Origin of the sequence: Rhizobium sp. PvP014 (assembly GCF_017876855.1) — a bacterium.
GTDB classification, from domain to species: Bacteria; Pseudomonadota; Alphaproteobacteria; order Rhizobiales; family Rhizobiaceae; genus Neorhizobium; species Neorhizobium soli.
This window is the reverse complement of the sequence record NZ_JAGIOT010000002.1, coordinates 1-17,318: the sequence shown is the minus strand read 5'-3', so window position 1 is coordinate 17,318 and position 17,318 is coordinate 1. Positions and strand designations below refer to the sequence as shown.

17 protein-coding genes and 2 pseudogenes are annotated in these 17,318 nt (G+C 60.2%); 8 read left to right on the top strand and 11 right to left on the bottom strand.

The annotated features are described in order from the left end of the window. Positions 1-165: 165 nt before the first annotated feature. Positions 166-1,986, top strand: coding sequence for a methyl-accepting chemotaxis protein (locus J3A65_RS04675; RefSeq protein ID WP_209899985.1), 1,821 nt, complete (start codon positions 166-168; stop codon positions 1,984-1,986). A gap of 253 nt (positions 1,987-2,239) precedes the next feature. On the opposite strand, the gene J3A65_RS04670 is transcribed toward J3A65_RS04675, so the two are convergent. The 4 genes from J3A65_RS04670 to J3A65_RS04655 form a co-directional block, all read right to left on the bottom strand. Next, positions 2,240-2,434, bottom strand: a complete 195-nt coding sequence (locus J3A65_RS04670) for a hypothetical protein (protein WP_184653991.1) — start codon at positions 2,432-2,434, stop codon at positions 2,240-2,242. Between the two features lie 30 nt (positions 2,435-2,464). Beyond that, entirely contained in the window at positions 2,465-3,331 is an 867-nt protein-coding gene (locus J3A65_RS04665) for a S49 family peptidase (protein WP_348635206.1), read from the bottom strand. A gap of 83 nt (positions 3,332-3,414) precedes the next feature. Continuing rightward, positions 3,415-4,203 carry a methyltransferase gene (locus tag J3A65_RS04660; protein WP_348635225.1) on the bottom strand — a complete coding sequence of 263 codons (789 nt, stop codon included), beginning with the start codon at positions 4,201-4,203 and terminating at the stop codon, positions 3,415-3,417. A gap of 14 nt (positions 4,204-4,217) precedes the next feature. Next, complete coding sequence (locus tag J3A65_RS04655) at positions 4,218-4,439, bottom strand: DUF2007 domain-containing protein (protein WP_062453679.1); 222 nt, start codon at positions 4,437-4,439, stop codon at positions 4,218-4,220. Positions 4,440-4,545: 106 nt separating this feature from the next. Here J3A65_RS04655 and J3A65_RS04650 point away from each other — a divergent pair, with 106 nt between their 5' ends. The 4 genes from J3A65_RS04650 (at position 4,546) to moaB (ending at position 9,071) form a co-directional block, all read left to right on the top strand. Beyond that, positions 4,546-5,562, top strand: coding sequence for a polyprenyl synthetase family protein (locus J3A65_RS04650; RefSeq protein ID WP_062453680.1), 1,017 nt, complete (start codon positions 4,546-4,548; stop codon positions 5,560-5,562). Between the two features lie 192 nt (positions 5,563-5,754). Beyond that, positions 5,755-7,590: a tetratricopeptide repeat protein gene (locus J3A65_RS04645; protein ID WP_209899984.1), complete on the top strand. Its 1,836-nt coding sequence runs from the start codon at positions 5,755-5,757 to the stop codon at positions 7,588-7,590. An 18-nt stretch (positions 7,591-7,608) separates the two neighbouring features. After that, positions 7,609-8,523, top strand: a complete 915-nt coding sequence (locus tag J3A65_RS04640) for a 4-(cytidine 5'-diphospho)-2-C-methyl-D-erythritol kinase (protein ID WP_209899982.1) — start codon at positions 7,609-7,611, stop codon at positions 8,521-8,523. Next, positions 8,520-9,071 carry a molybdenum cofactor biosynthesis protein B gene (gene moaB / locus J3A65_RS04635; RefSeq protein ID WP_209899980.1) on the top strand — a complete coding sequence of 184 codons (552 nt, stop codon included), beginning with the start codon at positions 8,520-8,522 and terminating at the stop codon, positions 9,069-9,071. The genes J3A65_RS04640 and moaB overlap by 4 nt, the downstream gene beginning before the upstream one ends. Before the next feature lie 9 nt (positions 9,072-9,080). On the opposite strand, the gene J3A65_RS04630 is transcribed toward moaB, so the two are convergent. Continuing rightward, entirely contained in the window at positions 9,081-9,611 is a 531-nt protein-coding gene (locus tag J3A65_RS04630; protein WP_192076502.1) for a glycosyl transferase, read from the bottom strand. A 130-nt stretch (positions 9,612-9,741) separates the two neighbouring features. Here J3A65_RS04630 and J3A65_RS04625 point away from each other — a divergent pair, with 130 nt between their 5' ends. From J3A65_RS04625 to J3A65_RS23310, 3 genes and pseudogenes are all read left to right on the top strand, one after another. Next, positions 9,742-10,899 (top strand): PA0069 family radical SAM protein, encoded by a 1,158-nt coding sequence (locus J3A65_RS04625; RefSeq protein WP_209899978.1) that lies wholly within the window; start codon positions 9,742-9,744, stop codon positions 10,897-10,899. Between the two features lie 240 nt (positions 10,900-11,139). Beyond that, positions 11,140-11,277 (top strand): annotated as a pseudogene (locus J3A65_RS04620) (ribonuclease HII); the annotation flags it as partial. 244 nt (positions 11,278-11,521) lie between these two features. After that, positions 11,522-11,656: pseudogene (locus tag J3A65_RS23310) on the top strand (GNAT family N-acetyltransferase); the annotation flags it as partial. A gap of 132 nt (positions 11,657-11,788) precedes the next feature. Here the strand turns inward: J3A65_RS23310 and J3A65_RS04615 are convergent. The 6 genes from J3A65_RS04615 to J3A65_RS04590 all read right to left on the bottom strand — a co-directional run bounded on the left by J3A65_RS04615 (position 11,789) and on the right by J3A65_RS04590 (position 17,101). Then, positions 11,789-13,165 carry a YncE family protein gene (locus J3A65_RS04615; RefSeq protein ID WP_060636485.1) on the bottom strand — a complete coding sequence of 459 codons (1,377 nt, stop codon included), beginning with the start codon at positions 13,163-13,165 and terminating at the stop codon, positions 11,789-11,791. Continuing rightward, the gene (locus J3A65_RS04610; RefSeq protein ID WP_082506629.1) at positions 13,162-13,578 is read right to left on the bottom strand and encodes a DUF305 domain-containing protein; all 417 of its coding nucleotides are present in this window, start codon (positions 13,576-13,578) and stop codon (positions 13,162-13,164) included. Before J3A65_RS04610 ends, J3A65_RS04615 begins: the two co-directional genes overlap by 4 nt. 125 nt (positions 13,579-13,703) lie before the next feature. Further along, positions 13,704-14,306, bottom strand: a complete 603-nt coding sequence (locus J3A65_RS04605; protein WP_060636487.1) for a thioredoxin domain-containing protein — start codon at positions 14,304-14,306, stop codon at positions 13,704-13,706. 78 nt (positions 14,307-14,384) lie between these two features. Further along, positions 14,385-15,527, bottom strand: coding sequence for a TDT family transporter (locus J3A65_RS04600; protein WP_060636488.1), 1,143 nt, complete (start codon positions 15,525-15,527; stop codon positions 14,385-14,387). 63 nt (positions 15,528-15,590) lie between these two features. Then, positions 15,591-16,217 (bottom strand): uracil-DNA glycosylase, encoded by a 627-nt coding sequence (locus J3A65_RS04595; RefSeq protein ID WP_060636489.1) that lies wholly within the window; start codon positions 16,215-16,217, stop codon positions 15,591-15,593. After that, entirely contained in the window at positions 16,217-17,101 is an 885-nt protein-coding gene (locus J3A65_RS04590) for a LysR family transcriptional regulator (protein WP_062601135.1), read from the bottom strand. Before J3A65_RS04590 ends, J3A65_RS04595 begins: the two co-directional genes overlap by 1 nt. Between the last annotated feature and the right edge of the window lie 217 nt (positions 17,102-17,318).

Here is a 17,318-nt window from a genome sequence, read left to right as displayed (position 1 = left end):
TCACGCAGGGGCAGGTCACCTATGGTTCAAAGCACCGTTCGGATAAATCTCTGATTTTATTGCCAAGTATAGAACGACCCAGACCGGACCGGGCGTCGGAACGTTTCATTTTTCTTAAGTAAACTATGCTAAATTTCAACAAATCCGCACAATAGGACGATTGAAATGGTAACAATTCGTACCAAGATGATCTTTACGAGCTTTGCGATGTTCGTGCTTGCGGGCGGTGCTGCCGGAGCCGGGATTTGGGGTTCGACGACGCTGACGAACAATGTCGATACCGTCGCGCGCACCGCCGAGATTTTGCGCAATCATATGCAGGCCGACATGATGCACGACGCCCTGCGCGCCGATGTTCTTTCGGCTCTGATGGCGCGCAATGCACAAGGCGAGATCTCCACCGCTGACGTCACCTCGGATCTGAAAGAGCATGTCGAGTCGTTCCGCAAGGCAATCGACGACAACAAGGCTCTGGTGACCGATCCCGAGATACAGGCTGTTCTTAAAAACCTGGATACGCCTCTGCGCGGTTACATCGACAATGCCAGCGCCATTGTCGCGCAGGCAGCGAGCCACCCGGATCAGGCACTGTTGTCGCTGCCTGCATTCCAGCAGCAATTCTCGATCCTCGAAACCGCCATGGAAAAAGCAGGCGATAGCATCTCGTCGCTGTCCGACGGCGTCAAGCTCAACAGCGACCGGCTGGCGGTTATGATCGACACGATCCTCAAGACTGTGCTGGCCACAACGGCCGTATCTGCGCTTGTCCTGCTGTACGTATCGCGAAAGACCATCATTCAGCCGATCCGCTTTCTTGCAGGCGACATGCAGAAGCTGGTCGGAGGCAACACGGCGCTGTCCATCACGGGGATCAATCGCACCGACGAAATCGGCGAGATGGCGACGGCTGTCGAGGTGTTCCGGCAGGCAGCGATTACCAACAAGCGACTGGAAGCGGAGGCGATTGCCGCGCGGGAGCGCAACGAAGCCGATCGCATCCGGGTGACCAGGGAAGCAGAAGCGGCAGCCCGCGTGATGCTGCACGAGGCAACCTCCAGCCTGGCGGGCGGGCTGCGAAAGCTCGCGGCAGGCGATCTCAGCTTTCATCTCTCGGACGCTTTCGCACCTGATTTTGAAGCGCTGCGGCACGACCTGAACACAGCCGTACACCAACTTGACCAGACGCTGACCACCGTCGCACAGGCGGCAGGCTCGATCGACACCGGCACCCGCGAAATCAGCATCAGTTCAGACGACCTGTCGAAACGCACGGAACAGCAGGCCGCCTCGCTGGAAGAAACTGCTGCGGCGCTCGACCAGATCACCATCAATGTCGCCAACGCCTCCAAGCGCGCCGACGAAGCCCGCGCGATCGCGATCCAGGCCAATGCCAGCGCCACCCAGTCCGGCATCGTCGTTGCCAGTGCGGTCGATGCGATGCAGCGGATTGAGGAGTCCTCGGGACAGATCTCCAGCATCATCGGCGTCATCGACGAGATCGCCTTCCAGACCAACCTTTTGGCCCTCAATGCGGGCGTCGAGGCCGCCCGCGCCGGTGAGGCCGGCAAGGGCTTTGCGGTGGTCGCACAGGAAGTCCGCGAGCTGGCGCAGCGCTCTGCTCGGGCCGCCAAGGAAATCAAGGAACTGATCCGGAATTCGACGACAGAGGTCGAGAGCGGTGTGAAACTGGTGCGGGAAACCGGCGGCTCCCTGAAGGTGATCGGCGACTACATCATCACTATCAACCAGCATATGGACGCGGTCGCAACGTCGTCGCGCGAGCAGTCGGTCGGTCTTGCCGAGGTCAATACAGCCGTCAACCAGATGGACCAGGTGACGCAGCGCAATGCAGCGATGGTGGAGGAAACCAGCGCCGCCAGCGCCTCATTGGCCACCGAAAGCCACCGCCTGCACGAACTGATCTCACAGTTCACACTCGGCCGGCCCGCTGCCACAAAGCATGACAAGACACGCCGGGCTGCCTGATCATCGGAGCCAGGAACTACCAACGCAAAAGCAGCGCCCGGGAACGGACGCTGCTTTTTTTCTATGTGGAGCGCCAACCTCCCTCATTCCTGTGCTCGTCAGGGGATAGAGGGAGGCGTGGGCGCCGGAATGAACGAGAGCGCGAGTAGAGGATGGAGCAACGTGGCAAGCGGGTGACGCGGCCATGAGCGCGATATCAAAGTGTATGTCTTTAAACCGTATCGACAGCGACTACTCGCCGGCGACAGCCTGATCAGACGTCGTCGTCGCGCTTGACCCGATATTCGCCCGTCACCGGATCCTTTTCCAGCGTTCCCATGGCGCCGGTGCGTTGCTGCTCTTCCTCACGGCGCGTGCGGGCCGTCAGTTTTTCGGCGTCCTTGATGAAGCGCTTGTAGAGCATCCATCCGCCGCCGATCAGCAGGGCCAGAAGTATGAGCTGAGCCATTTCCCGTCGAAACCTTATAAGGCGGGCATATCAGAGCCCGAAGCGGCTCCACATTGCCCGTTCTTCCAGGCCTTCGGCAAGACCTGCCGTGGCGCCTGAGGCAATTTCCCCCAGATTGGCGGATCCTAGCGCAACGCCCGGCACCCGGCGACCGAACAGGGTCCGCGTGCCGCCGATCAGCTCAAGCTTGGCATCCTTGCCGAAACGGCGCTTGATCACATCGCGCATCTCGCCCAGCCCATCGATGAGGCCGAGTTCGAGGCCACGGGTGCCAGTCCAGAAGAGCCCGGAGAAAATCGTGCTATCTTCGCCAAGCCGCGACCCGCGGCGCGATTTCACCATGTCGATGAAGACCCGGTGGATCTCGAGCTGCAGCGTCTTCAGGTACTCGATGTCGCCTTCCTTTTCCGGCTGGAACGGATCAAGGATCACCTTGTTCTCGCCGGCCGTATAGACGCGGCGTTCGACGCCGATCTTCTTCAGCATTTCCGGGAAGCCGAAACCACCAGACACGACGCCGATCGAGCCGACGATCGAGGTCGGATCGGCAAAGATTTCGTCGCCGGCAAGGGCAATCATGTAGCCGCCGGACGCTGCCACATCTTCCACGAAGATCAGAACCTTCTTGTCCTTTTCCTCGGCTAGAGCCCGGATGCGCTGGTAGATCAGGCGCGACTGGACAGGCGAGCCGCCCGGCGAATTGATGGAGATGGCAACGACCGGCGCATCCTTCTTTGCGAAGGCCTTTTCCAGCATCGGCGCCACGGTTGCGATGTTGAGCGTTTGCTTGAACTGGCTGCCGCCCGCCATGATCGTGCCATGCAGTCGGACCACCGGGATCGACAAACCGGTCTTGCGGAAACGTTTTGGCAGCAGGCGATTCAAGAAGCTCATCATCCATCCTGTTCAAGCATATATCGGAAGCCTGGATGTATGTTCTCGAAGGGCGAACACAATGGCTGAGCCTCTAAAAACGGGGTTTATCGCCGTCGTCGGTGATAGGCGGTGCGGCCGTTGTTCAAATCATCCGCCTGCGACATGAAGGAATTGCCATCCGCTCCATGCACGATCAGCGGCGCGCGGAACACCAGCCGCGCTCTCGATCCCTTGACGCCGGTTACCAGAATGCGGGTCGCATCCTCGCCCGGGCGGGGGTGGACCGGGGTTATTTCAAGCCCGCCGAAGCGCTTGCCGCAGGCCTCGATGATATCGACGATGGAATCCGGACGGGCGATCAGCGACAATTGCCCGCCGGGTTTCATGATGGCGGCGGCCGTGCGCAGCCAGTTTTCGAACAGGCCAGCGGTCATTGCATGCGCTTCGGCTTTCAAGGCATCCGGCGTTATGCGGTCGTCGGCGTGGTTGAAGGGCGGGTTCATGATCACATGGTCGTGCACGCCGTCGTGCAATCCCGCGTCGACCCGGGCCTTGCCCATGAGCGTCACATCGGCGCCGAGAACCGTGATACGGTCAGACAGGAAAGCATTTTCCTGCAAAGCCAGCGTTCGCCGCGCATACTCCGCCATCAACGGCAATTTCTCGACCAGAACGATGCGGGCGTTTTCGAGCCGGCTCGCGACCGCAAGTCCTGCGGCACCGGCGCCGGATCCGAGATCGGCAACCGAAACGGACCGTTCGTCCGCCACAAGCGAGGCGAGCAGCATCGCATCCACGCCGGACCGGTGGCCACCGCCCTTCGGCTGCACCAGATGGAAGCGGCCGCGGTGAAACGCATCGATGGTGAAGTCCGACGAAAGATCCTTCGGGATGCCGGCGGACGTGGTCACGGGCGAAGCTCCGCCTCCAGGCCGGCATCGATCAGGATGCGGCGGGCTTCATCTCCCCTCTCCTCCTCGACAAGGAAGCGTTTCGACAGCATGCCGAGCGAGCCTTCGAGCACGCTCATGGACTGGTCCGCAACCATGAAATGAATGCCGGCATCCTTCATTAGGCTGCTCGCAACCGAGAGAAGCACCGGGTCGTTAGCGCGAATGAGTTCCCGCATGCGGCAAAAATCCCCCTCAAAAACGGCAGGTCAGCGAATTGTCACTTGCCGCATCCTGCCACGCTTTCTATTGTCCAAGCCGGAACTTAATTTAGGAGTCCGGTCGTTGGGCGTCGTAATACCGCTTGAAGAAGGCAAAAACAAATCAGCTTCCGTGAAGCCCCTGGTGGACCTCACGAGAGGAGACATGGAGCGGGTCAACCAGCTGATCCTGTCGAAGGCAGGCTCCGACGTGCAAATGATCCCGGAAGTTGCCAACCACCTGATCTCGTCGGGCGGAAAGCGGCTTCGGCCGATGCTGACGCTCGCGTCTGCGGTGCTGTTCGGCTACAAGGGCGAAGGCCATGTGAAGCTCGCGACCAGCGTCGAATTCATGCATACGGCAACGCTGCTGCATGACGATGTGGTGGACGAAAGCGATCTGCGCCGCGGCAAATCCACCGCACGGATGATCTGGGGCAACCAGGCCAGTGTTCTCGTCGGCGACTTTCTGCTCGGCCAGTCCTTCAAGATGATGGTCGAAGTTGGTTCGCTTGAAGCGCTGGACGTTCTGGCAACCGCGGCTTCCGTGATTGCGGAAGGCGAAGTGCTTCAGCTTTCCGTCGCCAAGAACATGGAAACCACCGAGGACGACTATCTCTCCGTCATTCGCGCCAAGACGGCGGCGTTGTTTGCGGCGGCGGCGGAAGTCGGCCCGATCATCGCCAATGCCGACAAGGCCGGGCGTTCCGCAATGCGCTCCTACGGCATGAACCTTGGCTACGCCTTCCAGCTGGTCGACGACGCGCTCGATTACGGCGGCACCGCTGCCGATCTCGGCAAGAATGTCGGCGACGATTTCCGCGAGGGCAAGATCACGCTTCCGGTCATCCTTGCCTACCGGCGTGGCACCGAAACGGAGCGGGCATTCTGGAAGACGGCGATCGAACAGGGCGAAAGCAGCGAGGAAAATCTTGAAAAGGCGCTGGGCCTGATCAAGAAATACGACGCGCTGAACGACACGATCGGTCGGGCCCTGCATTACGGCACGATTGCCCGCGATGCGCTGGCGCCGCTGCCGGCATCGCCGCTCAAATCCGCGATGCTCGAGGTGATCGACTTCTCCATCCAGCGCGTGAACTGACGCTCTCTCCGTCGCGTTGACGAAGGTGTGACCGTTCCTGCCCGGCATCCGCTCTCTGCGATGCCGGAGAATTCCTTGCGGACATGCTTCAAAAAAGCCATTCTGTCATGACTCAATTGGCGCGGGATGGTGGCGATTTGCCACCGTCAAAGCGTCGCCTGCTCAAGGCCCACCACGAAAGGCATTCTTTTTATGCGGCAGAAATACAGCCTCCGTCTGCTTTCCAGCGCAGCGCTCGCAGCCGTTCTCATGCTCGCCGGTGCAGCGCAAGCGGCGACGCCAGAGGCGAAGCCGGCCGCCGCGGAGAGCGTGAAATTTGATGCCAGCGACGCGCAGTCGTTTTCGGGCGCGTTCCTCGCTGCCCGCACCGCCGATGTCGACCATGATTACGCGAACGCGATTGCGCTCTATCGCAAGGCGCTGTCCTTTGATGCGGCCAACCTTGAAATCCGCGAACGGCTGATGATTTCGCTGTTTCTGAGCGGCGATTTCGAAGGCGGCTTGAGCGAAGCGGAGAGGCTGAAGGACGATGCCGGCGTCGAGCGCATCACCCGCATCGTGCGGGGGCTGGACGCGATCCGCGACAAGCGCTTCGATGCCGCCAAGAAGACGCTTGCCTATACCGGCCCGAACGATCTTGACCGGCTGACCCACCAGATGATGATGGCGTGGGCGGATGTCGGCGCAGGCCGCGGCCGTCAGGCGATCTCGACTATTGCCGGCCTCAAGGGGCCCGACTGGTTCAAGGTGTTTACGGACTATCATCTTGGCGCCATGGCGCTGGTTTCTGGCGACACGGCCAGTGCACGCAAATATCTGACCACCGCCATTACCAACCAGGAAGCGGTTGCGACAGCGCCCGATACGTTCATGCGCGCCATCATGGCGCTTGCCCGTCTTGAAGCCGCTGCCGGCAACAAGCAGAAGGCGCTCGACGCGATTTCGGTCGGCGACCAGATGATCAGCAACTATGCGCCACTGAAGGCGCTTCGCCAGAGCATTGAAAAGGGCGAGAAGCCCGAGCAGCAGATCACCAACGCTGCCGATGGCGCGGCCGGCGTGCTGTTTTCGATCGGCGGCGCGCTGAACCGCCAGGGCGCCGAGGATATGGTCGGTCTCTACCTGCAGATCTCCCATGCAATGGACCCGAAGAGCGCCGACACGCTAATCCTGCTCGGCGGCATTGCCGAGAAGATGGAGCAGCCGCAACGCGCCATCGAGCTTTATGCAAAGGTGCCGGCCGACAGCCCGATGCGCCGGATTTCCGAACTGCAGCTGGGCATCACCCTGTCCGATACCGGCAAGGTCGACGAAGCAAAGAGCCATCTGAAGGCGCTGATCGATTCGGATCCGGCCGACATCCGCAGCTATATCGCCTATGGCAGTGTGCTCTCCGAAGCCAAAGACTACAAGGCGATGGCCGCCAATTACGACAAGGCTGTCGAAATGATCGGCTCCGTGCCGAAGCCGGGCGACTGGACCGTGTTCTTCCAGCGCGGCATTTCCTATGAGCGGCTGAAGCAGTTCGACAAGGCCGAGCCGAATTTCCGGCGGGCTCTGGAGCTCAACCCCGAGCAGCCGCAGGTTCTGAACTACCTCGGCTATTCGCTTGTCGACCTCAACCTCAACCTTGCCGAAGGCCTCGACATGATCCGCAAGGCGGTCGATGCCCGGCCGGACGATGGCTATATCGTCGATTCGCTGGGATGGGCCTATTTCCGCCTCGGCAAGTTCGATGAAGCCGTGACCGAACTGGAACGCGCGGTACAATTGCGGGCCGGCGATGCGACGATCAACGACCATCTGGGCGATGCCTACTGGCGTGTCCGCCGCAAGCTGGAAGCGGTCTACCAGTGGAACCGGACGCTGATCTCCGAAGGCGAGGACGTCAACAAGGAAATGGTCAAGGAAAAGATCGCCAACGGCCTGCCGCCGCTCGATCCGAACGCGACGACGGCCGATCGCGGCCAGGCAGCACCAGTGCCGCCTGCCCCGCCGGCACCTGCCACTCCCGACAAGAAATCCTGATAAAGCGGGCTTTCCAGCATGACCATATCCGATACGCAAGACGCCACAGACGTGGCCCTGACAGAACTTGCGCCTGCGAAGATCAATCTTGGCCTGCATGTCGTGGGGCTTCGCTATGACGGGTTCCACCTGCTGGAAAGCGTCGTCACCTTCGCCGATCTGGGTGACGAGCTGACCTTCACGCTCTCGGAATCGGATGAGTTTTCCGTTTCCGGCCGCTTTGCGTCCGAGCTTTCAAATGACGAGGCGGGTCAGGCAGGCAATCTCGTGATCAAGGCGCGCGATCTCTTTCGCCAGCAGCTGGTTTCCAACGGCTTTCCGGCGCCTCCCGTTTCGATCCACCTCGAGAAGAAACTACCGATCGCAGCCGGGATCGGAGGCGGATCGGCCGATGCGGCGGCCACGCTTCGCGGCCTGTTCCGGCTGTGGAATGCGGAGATACCGGAAGCAGCCCTTCTGGCGCTTGGCCTTTCGCTGGGTGCCGACGTGCCCATGTGCCTGACGGGGGCTGCCGTTCTGGCCGAGGGCATCGGCGAAAGGCTTGAACCGCTGCCGACCATGCCGTCCCTATCCCTCGTGCTCGCCAACCCGCTGATCAGCGTCTCGACGCCTGAGATTTTCAAGCTACTGGTGGACAAGGAAAACGCGGCCCTGCCGCCGACGCCGACCGACGCAGGCGGCTGGCTGCCTTACCTGAAAACGCTTCGCAACGACCTGGAGCCGCCGGCTCGCGCGCTCATCCCTGAGATCGAGGAACTCTCCGCGATGATCGCAGCGCAAGGTGCCGAGCTGGTGCGCATGTCCGGATCCGGAGCGACCTGTTTCGGTGTGTTCCCTTCGAAGACAGACGCGGAAGCCGCAGCGCAGGCGCTGACCGCCCTGAAGCCGGACTGGTATTTCGAAGCGGTCGAAACCGTCGGAGCAAAGCCATGAGCAAGATCGCCGAAACGCGCGAGTTCATTCCTATTTCGATCGCGGTACTGACCGTGTCGGATACCCGGACTATAGCGGACGACAAATCCGGCGATACGCTGGTTGCCCGTATCGCAGAGGCCGGTCACAGGCTTGGGGCACGCGCCATCGTGCCCGACGACAAGGACCGTATTGCGGGCCAGGTGCGCGAATGGACGCTCGATCCTGAGATCGACGTGGTCATTACCACCGGAGGCACCGGCTTTACCGGCCGCGACGTGACGCCGGAAGCGCTGGAGCCGCTGTTCGACAAGAAGATGGACGGGTTTTCCGAGGTGTTTCACCGGATTTCCTACGACAAGATCGGCACCTCGACGATCCAGTCGCGGGCAACCGGCGGCGTTGCCAATGCAACCTTCATCTTCGTGCTGCCAGGCTCTCCCGGTGCCTGCAAGGATGCCTGGGACGGCATCCTGAAAGCGCAGCTGGACTACCGCCACATGCCCTGCAACTTCATCGAGATCATGCCGCGGCTGGACGAGCATCTGCGGCGCGGTTCGGGCAAGTAACGGTCTGATTTATCGCGCGGACGCGGCAACCCACGCCGGGATCATCTCGCTCACCAGTCTCGACGGCTTTGCAGCTGACGTCACAGCCTTGGCGACATCCACGAGACCCATGCCGGACTTTGCGAGCGCGACGGCTTCGCGCTTCGGCAGGATCAGCCCCTGCTCGAGCGGCGGGACTGAACGGACGATCCTTGTAAGGAACGGCTTGCGGTAGGTTCGCGAAGGCGAGAACCGCACGGGCTGACGGTTGAGCGCCAGATATTCCATCACCTCGTCGATCCAGCCGGCCTGGAGACGCGCTCCGGGCTCCAGCAGAAGCAGCCATTCGGCGCGCGCCTTGTGCAGGATATCGACGATATCCCAGGAGCTGTGGAAACGGCAGCCGGCGGCATCCGCGACACGGGAGGACCCGTCGCGCGAGTTGTGATCGAGCACCACGACATCGCTGACCAACCCCTCCACCGCGGCGGAAACAAGGACGGACAACGTCTGCGCGAGCTCGGCTTCCTGATCCCGGCATTCCAACAAAACAGTCAGCATTTTCAATGTCTAGCGCATTGTACAACGGATTGCCACAAATCCTTTGCGAGTTTGTTCTTGCATTGTTCTCAATGTCGCGATAGGAATCTTGTCATTCGAGAACGGGAATTTTTCCCGTCAGGAGTGCCCCATGAACGAGCTGTCCCATTTGCGGCAGGACGCATTCGCGCCTGCTCATACGGCTGATATTGCCGATGCATTGGTGAAGACCTCCGGCCTCCGGATCGAGGGGGATCGCCGGCGCGGTCGTGGCGCCGGACTGAACCCTTCAGGACGTTTCGAGACGGAGCGTCGCGAGGCTTTCGACGACGGCTGGCAGACGATCGAGGAACTGGAACCGTTCCGGACCGAGGTGCAGGTGGAAAAGCCACGTACCGCGATTACCCGAAACGATTCTCCCGACATTCCCTTCGACCGCTCGATCAACCCGTACCGCGGCTGCGAGCATGGCTGCATCTACTGCTTCGCGCGGCCGAGCCACAGTTTCATGGGGCTTTCGCCGGGGCTGGATTTCGAATCGAAACTGTTTGCCAAGCCTGACGTGCCGAAGCTTCTGGAGCGCGAACTGAGCAGGGCCGATTACAAGGTCCGGGCGATTGCGATCGGCACCAATACCGATCCCTACCAGCCGATCGAACGGGAATGGCGCGTCATGCGGCAGATCCTGGAAGTGCTGCAGAAGGCCAACCACCCGGTGACCATCGTCACCAAATCGTCGCTGGTCACCCGAGATATCGATATCCTCTCCGACATGGCGTCGAAGGGTCTCGCCAAGGTCGCGATATCGCTAACCACCCTCGACCGCAAGCTTGCTCGCAGCATGGAGCCGCGCGCGTCGACGCCCGCCAAACGGCTCGAGGCGATCAAAGCGCTCTCGGACGCTGGCATACCGACAGCTGTGTTCACCTCGCCGATCATTCCGGCGCTGAACGACCACGAGATCGAGCGGCTCCTGGAAGCGGGGCACGCTGCCGGCGCAACGGAGGCGAGTTACGTGCTCTTACGTCTGCCGCTGGAAGTGGCGCCGCTGTTCCGCGACTGGCTGCTGCAGCATTACCCGAACCGCTACCGGCATGTGATGTCGCTCGTTCGCTCGATGCGGGACGGCAAGGATTATGACGCGGAGTTCGGCAAGCGGATGAAGGGCACCGGTCCTTACGCCTGGCAGATCGGGCGACGCTTCGAGATGGCAACGAAGCGGCTCGGCATGACGCGTCGGAGCATGCCGCTCAGGGACGATCTGTTTGTTCGTCCGAATGGCGCGGGCATTCAGCTTTCGCTGCTTTGAGTTTGGCCTGCAGGGGCATCCGTCGTTCCTGCGAAACGGCCTGATGACGTCGCCATAGTTACAGCGGCTTTCATTCAGGTCGATTAATTTCGAATTTCGGCACGGTTCCCGCATATCACCTGCCGAAAGACCCCCGGTTCCCACCATCATCCCGAAAGGGCGCCCCCGATGGTGGGCAACGACGCCGCACTCGTTGTCCGGGGGTTGCCGGAGGTCGGGCGGGCGTGCGAAACTGCCGCCATGTTGCTTCGCACGCCGCCCGATTCTCCGACATTGTTTGACGAGACGCCATTCGTTCCGGATTTCAGCTTGGAGCTGATGGCGCGGAATGCCGGTCATTGGCCGGTGGCTGGCACCGACGAGGCAGGCCGCGGCCCGCACTTACCAGCTGGGAATATACGATTACTTTAAACTGTATGATCGCCACGCATTATGGCGTGGTATATATACCATTTGCCTGTACGATTAGGTTGCGCGAGAAATCACGCGTGCATCAAGCGAAATCTGTTGGTGAGCTTATCTTGCGTCACGACTCCCCGAATAAAATGCGTGGCACATGACAATTACATGGTCGTAGTACGGGACGACAGCGCTCAAACGGAGCAACATTACGAGTTGAGGAGGTCGCTTCGGGTTTCATCCTGACGCCTCGCTCCAGTTTCCAGGCGTTCCTCAAGAGTATTTCCAACGCCTAGCTTTCTCAGATGACAAGCGTGATGGGGTGGTGCGCTATCATTCTGCATTCTACGGGGAATAGTCACTTTTGGCATAGCCCTGCCGAGGCCTTGGTCTGCAGTCGGCCAAACAGGTCATCTGCTTGCTCTAATAGCGGCAGGCGCACGCCGTTCAAGGAAATAGCACTACGCCTGCGGCTCTCCAACCGACAATCCTATCGAGACTTCAAAACGGCATCCTTCGATGGTTTGGCACCTTCGACCAGGATCACGTTGGGAGATGCTGACGCTTCACCCGCATTGACGATCGCGCGTGTGGGGCTGGTTGCGGATGCCATCGCGGCCCCCTTGGCATCGGTCTTGAAGGCGACGATCGGTTCCGGCTGGCCTTCGAAGAGCAGCGTGTAAGTGGTGTCCGGCTTCAGCTTGGAAACGCTGACGTCGACGATATCGATCAAACCGAGATTGCGCGAAACGATCATGCCGCTGCCCTCCATATTCTCTGCGGGCTTGAGCCTGAGGGTGATGTTCTCGGGCATATCCTTTCGCGGCTCCAAGTTTTGACGGCCATCACCGCCCACAACTGCGTCGGGAACATAGATCAGGGCCTGCGGAGCTTGGCCGGAGGGGATGTGGGCGATCTTCGTCTGCTTTTCGGTGTCGATGACATCGATCGCATCGCCATTCTCCAGTCCGACATAGATACGGCTGCCGTCTCCGGAGCCCCAGATGCCATGCGGAAGCGCACCGACCGGTATGGTCGAGACCAGTTTGGCTTCATCATCGAGTGTGTAGACTTTCACGACATTCTCGCCGCCAATGGTCACGTAAGCGAGGGTGCCAGCGGGTGTCTTGGCAAAGGCCAGATGGTTTGTGATCGGGCCGGTATCGATAACACCCTTGACCTCGAGGGTTTTGGTATCGATCCGCGTTACCTTGCCGACGTCCTTGTGGGTCAGCCAGGCTTCCTTGCCGTTGGGCGTGACCTGTATGAACGGTGAGAAGGGCGACACGACCGGGATGGCAGCTAGCAGCTTTTTCGACGCCACGTCGAAGACCTGGACGACGGGGTTGAAGCTGTTTGCGACGAAGGCGCGCTTGCTGTCGGGCGCGAAGATCGTCATGCCGGGGCCACTCTCCGTCTTGATCCGATCGGTCTCCTTGAACGTCTTGGCGTCGATGACCGACAGGTAGTCTTCTCCACGCACCGTCACCCAGACATGCTTGCCATCGGGTGTGAAGAAGGCTTCGTGCGGGTTGCGGCCGATATAGGTCACACCCTTCACCTTGTTGGTCGCGGTATCGATGAAGGTCACCGAATTGGTAACGGTGGAGACAGCAACGATTGTTTTATGGTCCGGCGAGAAGCCGAGACCGTGAACATTGACCTCGCCCTTGTAGAGAGGGCTCAGGACGTTCGGCCTTGGATCACCCAGCTTGATCAGACCCAGAAGCGTGTTCGTCGAGGGATCGATGACGGAAACCGTGTTGCTGTTCTGGTCGGCGGCATAGACTCGATCCTTGGCGTCCGGAAGAGCCAGGGCGGGAGATGCTGCGAGTGCGGACATCAGAACCAGGATGGAACGTTTCATTTTACTGTCTCCGGAGTTGCGGCAGGTTGATTGCCCGACTTATCAAGCATCGCGTGCATCAGTTGAATCTCATAGGTCTGCTCGGTGATGATCGATTGAGCGAGGTTTCGAATTTGCGGGTCTTTCGTGCTGACCAGAACCGCCTTGGCCATATCGACAGCGCCCTGATGATGCGGGATCATTTGCGCCAGGAAGTCCCTGTCCGGATTTCCGCTCTCCGAAACCGACATCATGCCGGCATGCATCTTTTCCATTGCAGCCTTCATGCTTGCCGAGAACGCATCTGCTGTTTCATTCTTGCCCGCCGGTTCGGGCTGATGATGCTGGTGCTGCTGTTCTGACAAGGCGGGGCTGAGGGAACAGAGGCTTATGCCGACCGCCGTTGCGATAAGAACTGTGACTTTGGCGCGCATGAGGTCTTCCTTTCGACAATAATGGGTAAGAACCCCTGGAGGCGGGATTCATTCCCACGTGACGGACAATCCGTGCTCACGTTCCCGTGACTGGGCTCCGGGTGCTCTGCATCGGGCCTTTCTGATCAGCCGGCTTGTGCGGCGGCGACAGCATCGGAGACCTCGTCGAAACTGCGCTTCACTTCGACCCGCTCGCCGTTGACAAAGAACGATGGCGTGCCGGCCACACCGAACTTCTGACTGGCCTCGGTCGTCACGGCATTGAGCTTGTCCAGATAAGCCTGATCGGCAACAGCGCGATCGAAGCCCGCACGGTCGATGCCCATGCTAGCGGCGATCTCGCGCAGCACATCCTCGGCGTTTGAGGCCGAAGCAATCTCATCGGACTTCGACATAAAGGTCGATACCGTCTCATCGAATCTGTCCTGGCCCCGCGTATTCGCCAGCATGAAGATGACGGCATCCGCCGAATTTCGCACGAAGGGCCGGTAGGCGATCTTCAGCTTGCCTGGTGCCACATACGTCTCCTGCAGCTTCGGCAAGACTTTTTCATGGAAGTCGATGCAGTGACTGCAAGTCGGGGAGGAATAGACGACCAGCGTGACCGGGGCCGTCCTCACTCCAACGATACTGTCCTGGAACACAGCCGGATTCATCAAGCCCTGCACGGGGTCGGCCTTGGCGGACCCTACACATCCCAACGCAATGCCGCCGACGATCACGGCCATAATACGAAGCGTCATATCTTCTCCTGCTCGGTTCGAGAAAACACTCCGACATGGGCAGACGCCGGAGTGTTTCGATCATCAGTCTGCCTTGAGGCAGGGCGCGATAAAGAGCGAGCGGTCGAGTGCACCCTTGATCGTCTTGGCCGCAACCAGCAGCCACATGCAGGCAAGGGCAGTGACCAGAACCTCTCCGAAAACTGCGATGGCCGACATTGGCACCATCGTCGACAGACGAAGCGTGGCCACGGAAAACACGCCGAGCGGGAAGGTGTAGCCCCACCAGCCGATGTTGAAGGGCAGGCCCTCGCGAAGGTAGCGCAGGGTGATCAAGACGGCAGTGGCCAGCCACCAGATGCCGTAGCCCCACAGAAGTATCGCGCCCAGGAAACTGGCTCCGCCGAAGGCGGGAGCAACGCTGGCCAATCCATTGGCCGCGAGCACAGCGGGGCCGGTCTGGCTCATCACGAGAAGGCCGAGGGCTCCGGTTCCGATCGGGCCAAGCGCCAGCCAGCTCGAGGCGGCCATGTTGACATGCGGAAGCTTGTGGACGGCCATGCGCAGGAACAGGATGACCAAGACGCTCATGGCGAGCGGGACCGAACAGGCCCACAGAACCAGGCTGGTCATCAGCACCGTCAACTGTGTCTGGGCGTCGGCGATATGGGGCAGAAGCAGACCACCGCTGACGGCCGCCACCTCGCTGGCCACGATCGGCAGCAGCCAGACTGCGGTCATCTGGTCGATCGAATGCGACTGGCGGGTGAACATCATGAACGGTATGGCGAGGCCGCAGGCAAGCGACATCGAGACGTCAATCCACCACAGCGTCGTTGCGATTGCTACCGCCGTGTCGCCGATATGCGGGATGCCGTAAATCAGAAAGCCATTGATGATCGTGGCGAGGCCCATAGGGATGCAGCCGAAGAACATCGATACGACCGAATGGGAAAAGACCCGGCTTGCCTCATGGAAATAGAGCGTCCACCTTGCAGCGTAGAGCGCCGTGCAGGTGGCGAACAGCAGGATGTTGAACAGCCAGAGCGCCTGGCCCATGGCGAACAGCCACGAATGCCCCGGGAACTGGGCGAGAGCGACAGACAGGATGCCGGTGCCCATCGTGGTGGCGAACCAGTTCGGGGTAAAGTTGCGGATGATATTGCCCTGCATAGGCACATCTGCGACGTGTGTGATGGGCTTAGTGGTGGCAACAACCCGTTGCATGGCTTCTCTCCTGATTATTGAGGAGAAAATACGCGACCACGTCAATCAGTTCCAACGCATAGTTCAGGATGTTTCAATCGACATTTTCGATTGATTGAGGATTGCGGACAACGTTTCGAAGGCCTCATGCAGACGGTGACGCTGCGTTATCGAGGTATTGATCAGCGTCGGGCTCGGATGAGGCGACAGGATCACCTTGATACCGAAACTCTCGAGCAGTTCCATCGCTGCACTCGCCACCGATCCCGCGAGAATGGCAACCTCGACGTCCGGCAGCAGCGGTAAGAGGCCAGAAAATTTCTCCTTGCCGTCGCGCCGCTCGCTGGCCGTGATCGACGTTCTCGTCGCACGGACCCACGGGACCGCATTCCACAGAACGATGTTATCTCTCGATATGCCGGTCTCAGCCAGCGCCTGTCGCAGGTTCTTCGCCGTGCCGGTCGGGTTATCGATTGAGACGAAGCGGCGGTGGCATTCGACCTCACTTGGCCCGGGTGTCTCGAGGAGGATCAGCAGTCTCGCGTGGACGCCGCCATCGAATGGATCGAAGTTCGGCACATCCCGGCCGGATGCAAGCTGAAGGCGGTCTCGGTAGTCATTCAGTGCTCGCGTATGCGGTCTGTCGAGTGCGGCCAACCGCTCGTCGCGACGGTGCTCGTGCCAGAGTGTCTCAGGCCCGCGATAGGTCATCAGACCTGCTCTGATAGCAGAGTCTCAAACGCATCGGCTGCCTTCGAGCGATATCGTTCCTTGTGCCGGATCAGGAAGAACGGACGTGGAAGCGGAGGATGGTTGGCCTCGACCAGCATGTTGCTGTTGAGTTCTGTCTGGGCGGCACTTCGCGAGGTCAGCGTTACCCCCATGCCCGCTTCGACTGCGCCGAGCACAGCCTCATTCCCCGGCAGAACAATCGCAACATCTAAGGCCTGAAGCTTCAGCTTCTCTTTGGCCATCATCGCCTCGAAGGCGAGACGCGTGCCCGACCCGGGTTCGCGCAGCACCCATGTCGCATCTGCAAAATCCGCCTTGCCCAGCTTTTTGCCTTTGGCCCAGGGATGGGTTGGTGAAACGACGATGATCATCTCGTCCGTGGCGATCACGCGTGAGGACAAGGTCGAGCGATCTATCACGCCCTCGGCCAAACCGAGCTCGACCCGCCCAGTCTCGACAGCATCCGCCACCGCCTCCGTATTGCCGATTGAGACATCAAGACCGAGACCCGGATAAAACGCATGAAACCTCGCAAGCCGTGACGGCAGCCAATAGGCACCGACGGTCTGGCTGGCCATGACCGACAGATCACCGCGTAACAAACCCGTCAAATCCTTGAGCGCGGTTTCGGCCGCCTTCGCCTCCGCGAGCACCTGAAGCGCGTGTTCGCGAAAGATCGTTCCCGCCTGGTTGAGAACGATCGAGCGTCCGATCCTGTCGAACAGCGCTACGCCATGACGTTCCTCCAGCGCGATAATTGCCGCACTGACGGCCGACTGCGTCATGTGCATCGCCTTGGCGGCTTTGGTGATGTGCTGATGGCGGGCGACTTCGGCGAAGATGCGCAACTGGTCTAGGGTCATGGGGATCGCAGTCTTGAATTCGTCCAGTCCAACAATCGAATTTTCCGAATGTTCGGTATGACTTTAAGCGATGCAAGTGATGTTGCACAGTGCTGCTGAATGGCAATCGAGGGGGCATCGGTTCCTGTAATTTTGCCACTTCCCACCCCAGATGCCCGTCCTAAAAAACACCTAACGGATTACACGATAAGTCGGACCCGAGATGACCGCTATTGGC

Coding starts and splice junctions, on each gene's coding strand:
- J3A65_RS04665 (WP_348635206.1), bottom strand. CDS start 3,331: ATGATGAGCTTCTTGAATCGCCTGCTGCCAAAACGTTTCCGCAAGACC.
- moaB (WP_209899980.1), top strand. CDS start 8,520: ATGAGCAAGATCGCCGAAACGCGCGAGTTCATTCCTATTTCGATCGCG.
- J3A65_RS04670 (WP_184653991.1), bottom strand. CDS start 2,434: ATGGCTCAGCTCATACTTCTGGCCCTGCTGATCGGCGGCGGATGGATG.
- J3A65_RS04640 (WP_209899982.1), top strand. CDS start 7,609: ATGACCATATCCGATACGCAAGACGCCACAGACGTGGCCCTGACAGAA.
- J3A65_RS04630 (WP_192076502.1), bottom strand. CDS start 9,611: ATGCTGACTGTTTTGTTGGAATGCCGGGATCAGGAAGCCGAGCTCGCG.
- J3A65_RS04675 (WP_209899985.1), top strand. CDS start 166: ATGGTAACAATTCGTACCAAGATGATCTTTACGAGCTTTGCGATGTTC.
- J3A65_RS04615 (WP_060636485.1), bottom strand. CDS start 13,165: ATGAAACGTTCCATCCTGGTTCTGATGTCCGCACTCGCAGCATCTCCC.
- J3A65_RS04595 (WP_060636489.1), bottom strand. CDS start 16,217: ATGACCTATCGCGGGCCTGAGACACTCTGGCACGAGCACCGTCGCGAC.
- J3A65_RS04625 (WP_209899978.1), top strand. CDS start 9,742: ATGAACGAGCTGTCCCATTTGCGGCAGGACGCATTCGCGCCTGCTCAT.
- J3A65_RS04590 (WP_062601135.1), bottom strand. CDS start 17,101: ATGACCCTAGACCAGTTGCGCATCTTCGCCGAAGTCGCCCGCCATCAG.
- J3A65_RS04605 (WP_060636487.1), bottom strand. CDS start 14,306: ATGGCCGTGATCGTCGGCGGCATTGCGTTGGGATGTGTAGGGTCCGCC.
- J3A65_RS04655 (WP_062453679.1), bottom strand. CDS start 4,439: ATGCGGGAACTCATTCGCGCTAACGACCCGGTGCTTCTCTCGGTTGCG.
- J3A65_RS04600 (WP_060636488.1), bottom strand. CDS start 15,527: ATGCAACGGGTTGTTGCCACCACTAAGCCCATCACACACGTCGCAGAT.
- J3A65_RS04610 (WP_082506629.1), bottom strand. CDS start 13,578: ATGCGCGCCAAAGTCACAGTTCTTATCGCAACGGCGGTCGGCATAAGC.
- J3A65_RS04645 (WP_209899984.1), top strand. CDS start 5,755: ATGCGGCAGAAATACAGCCTCCGTCTGCTTTCCAGCGCAGCGCTCGCA.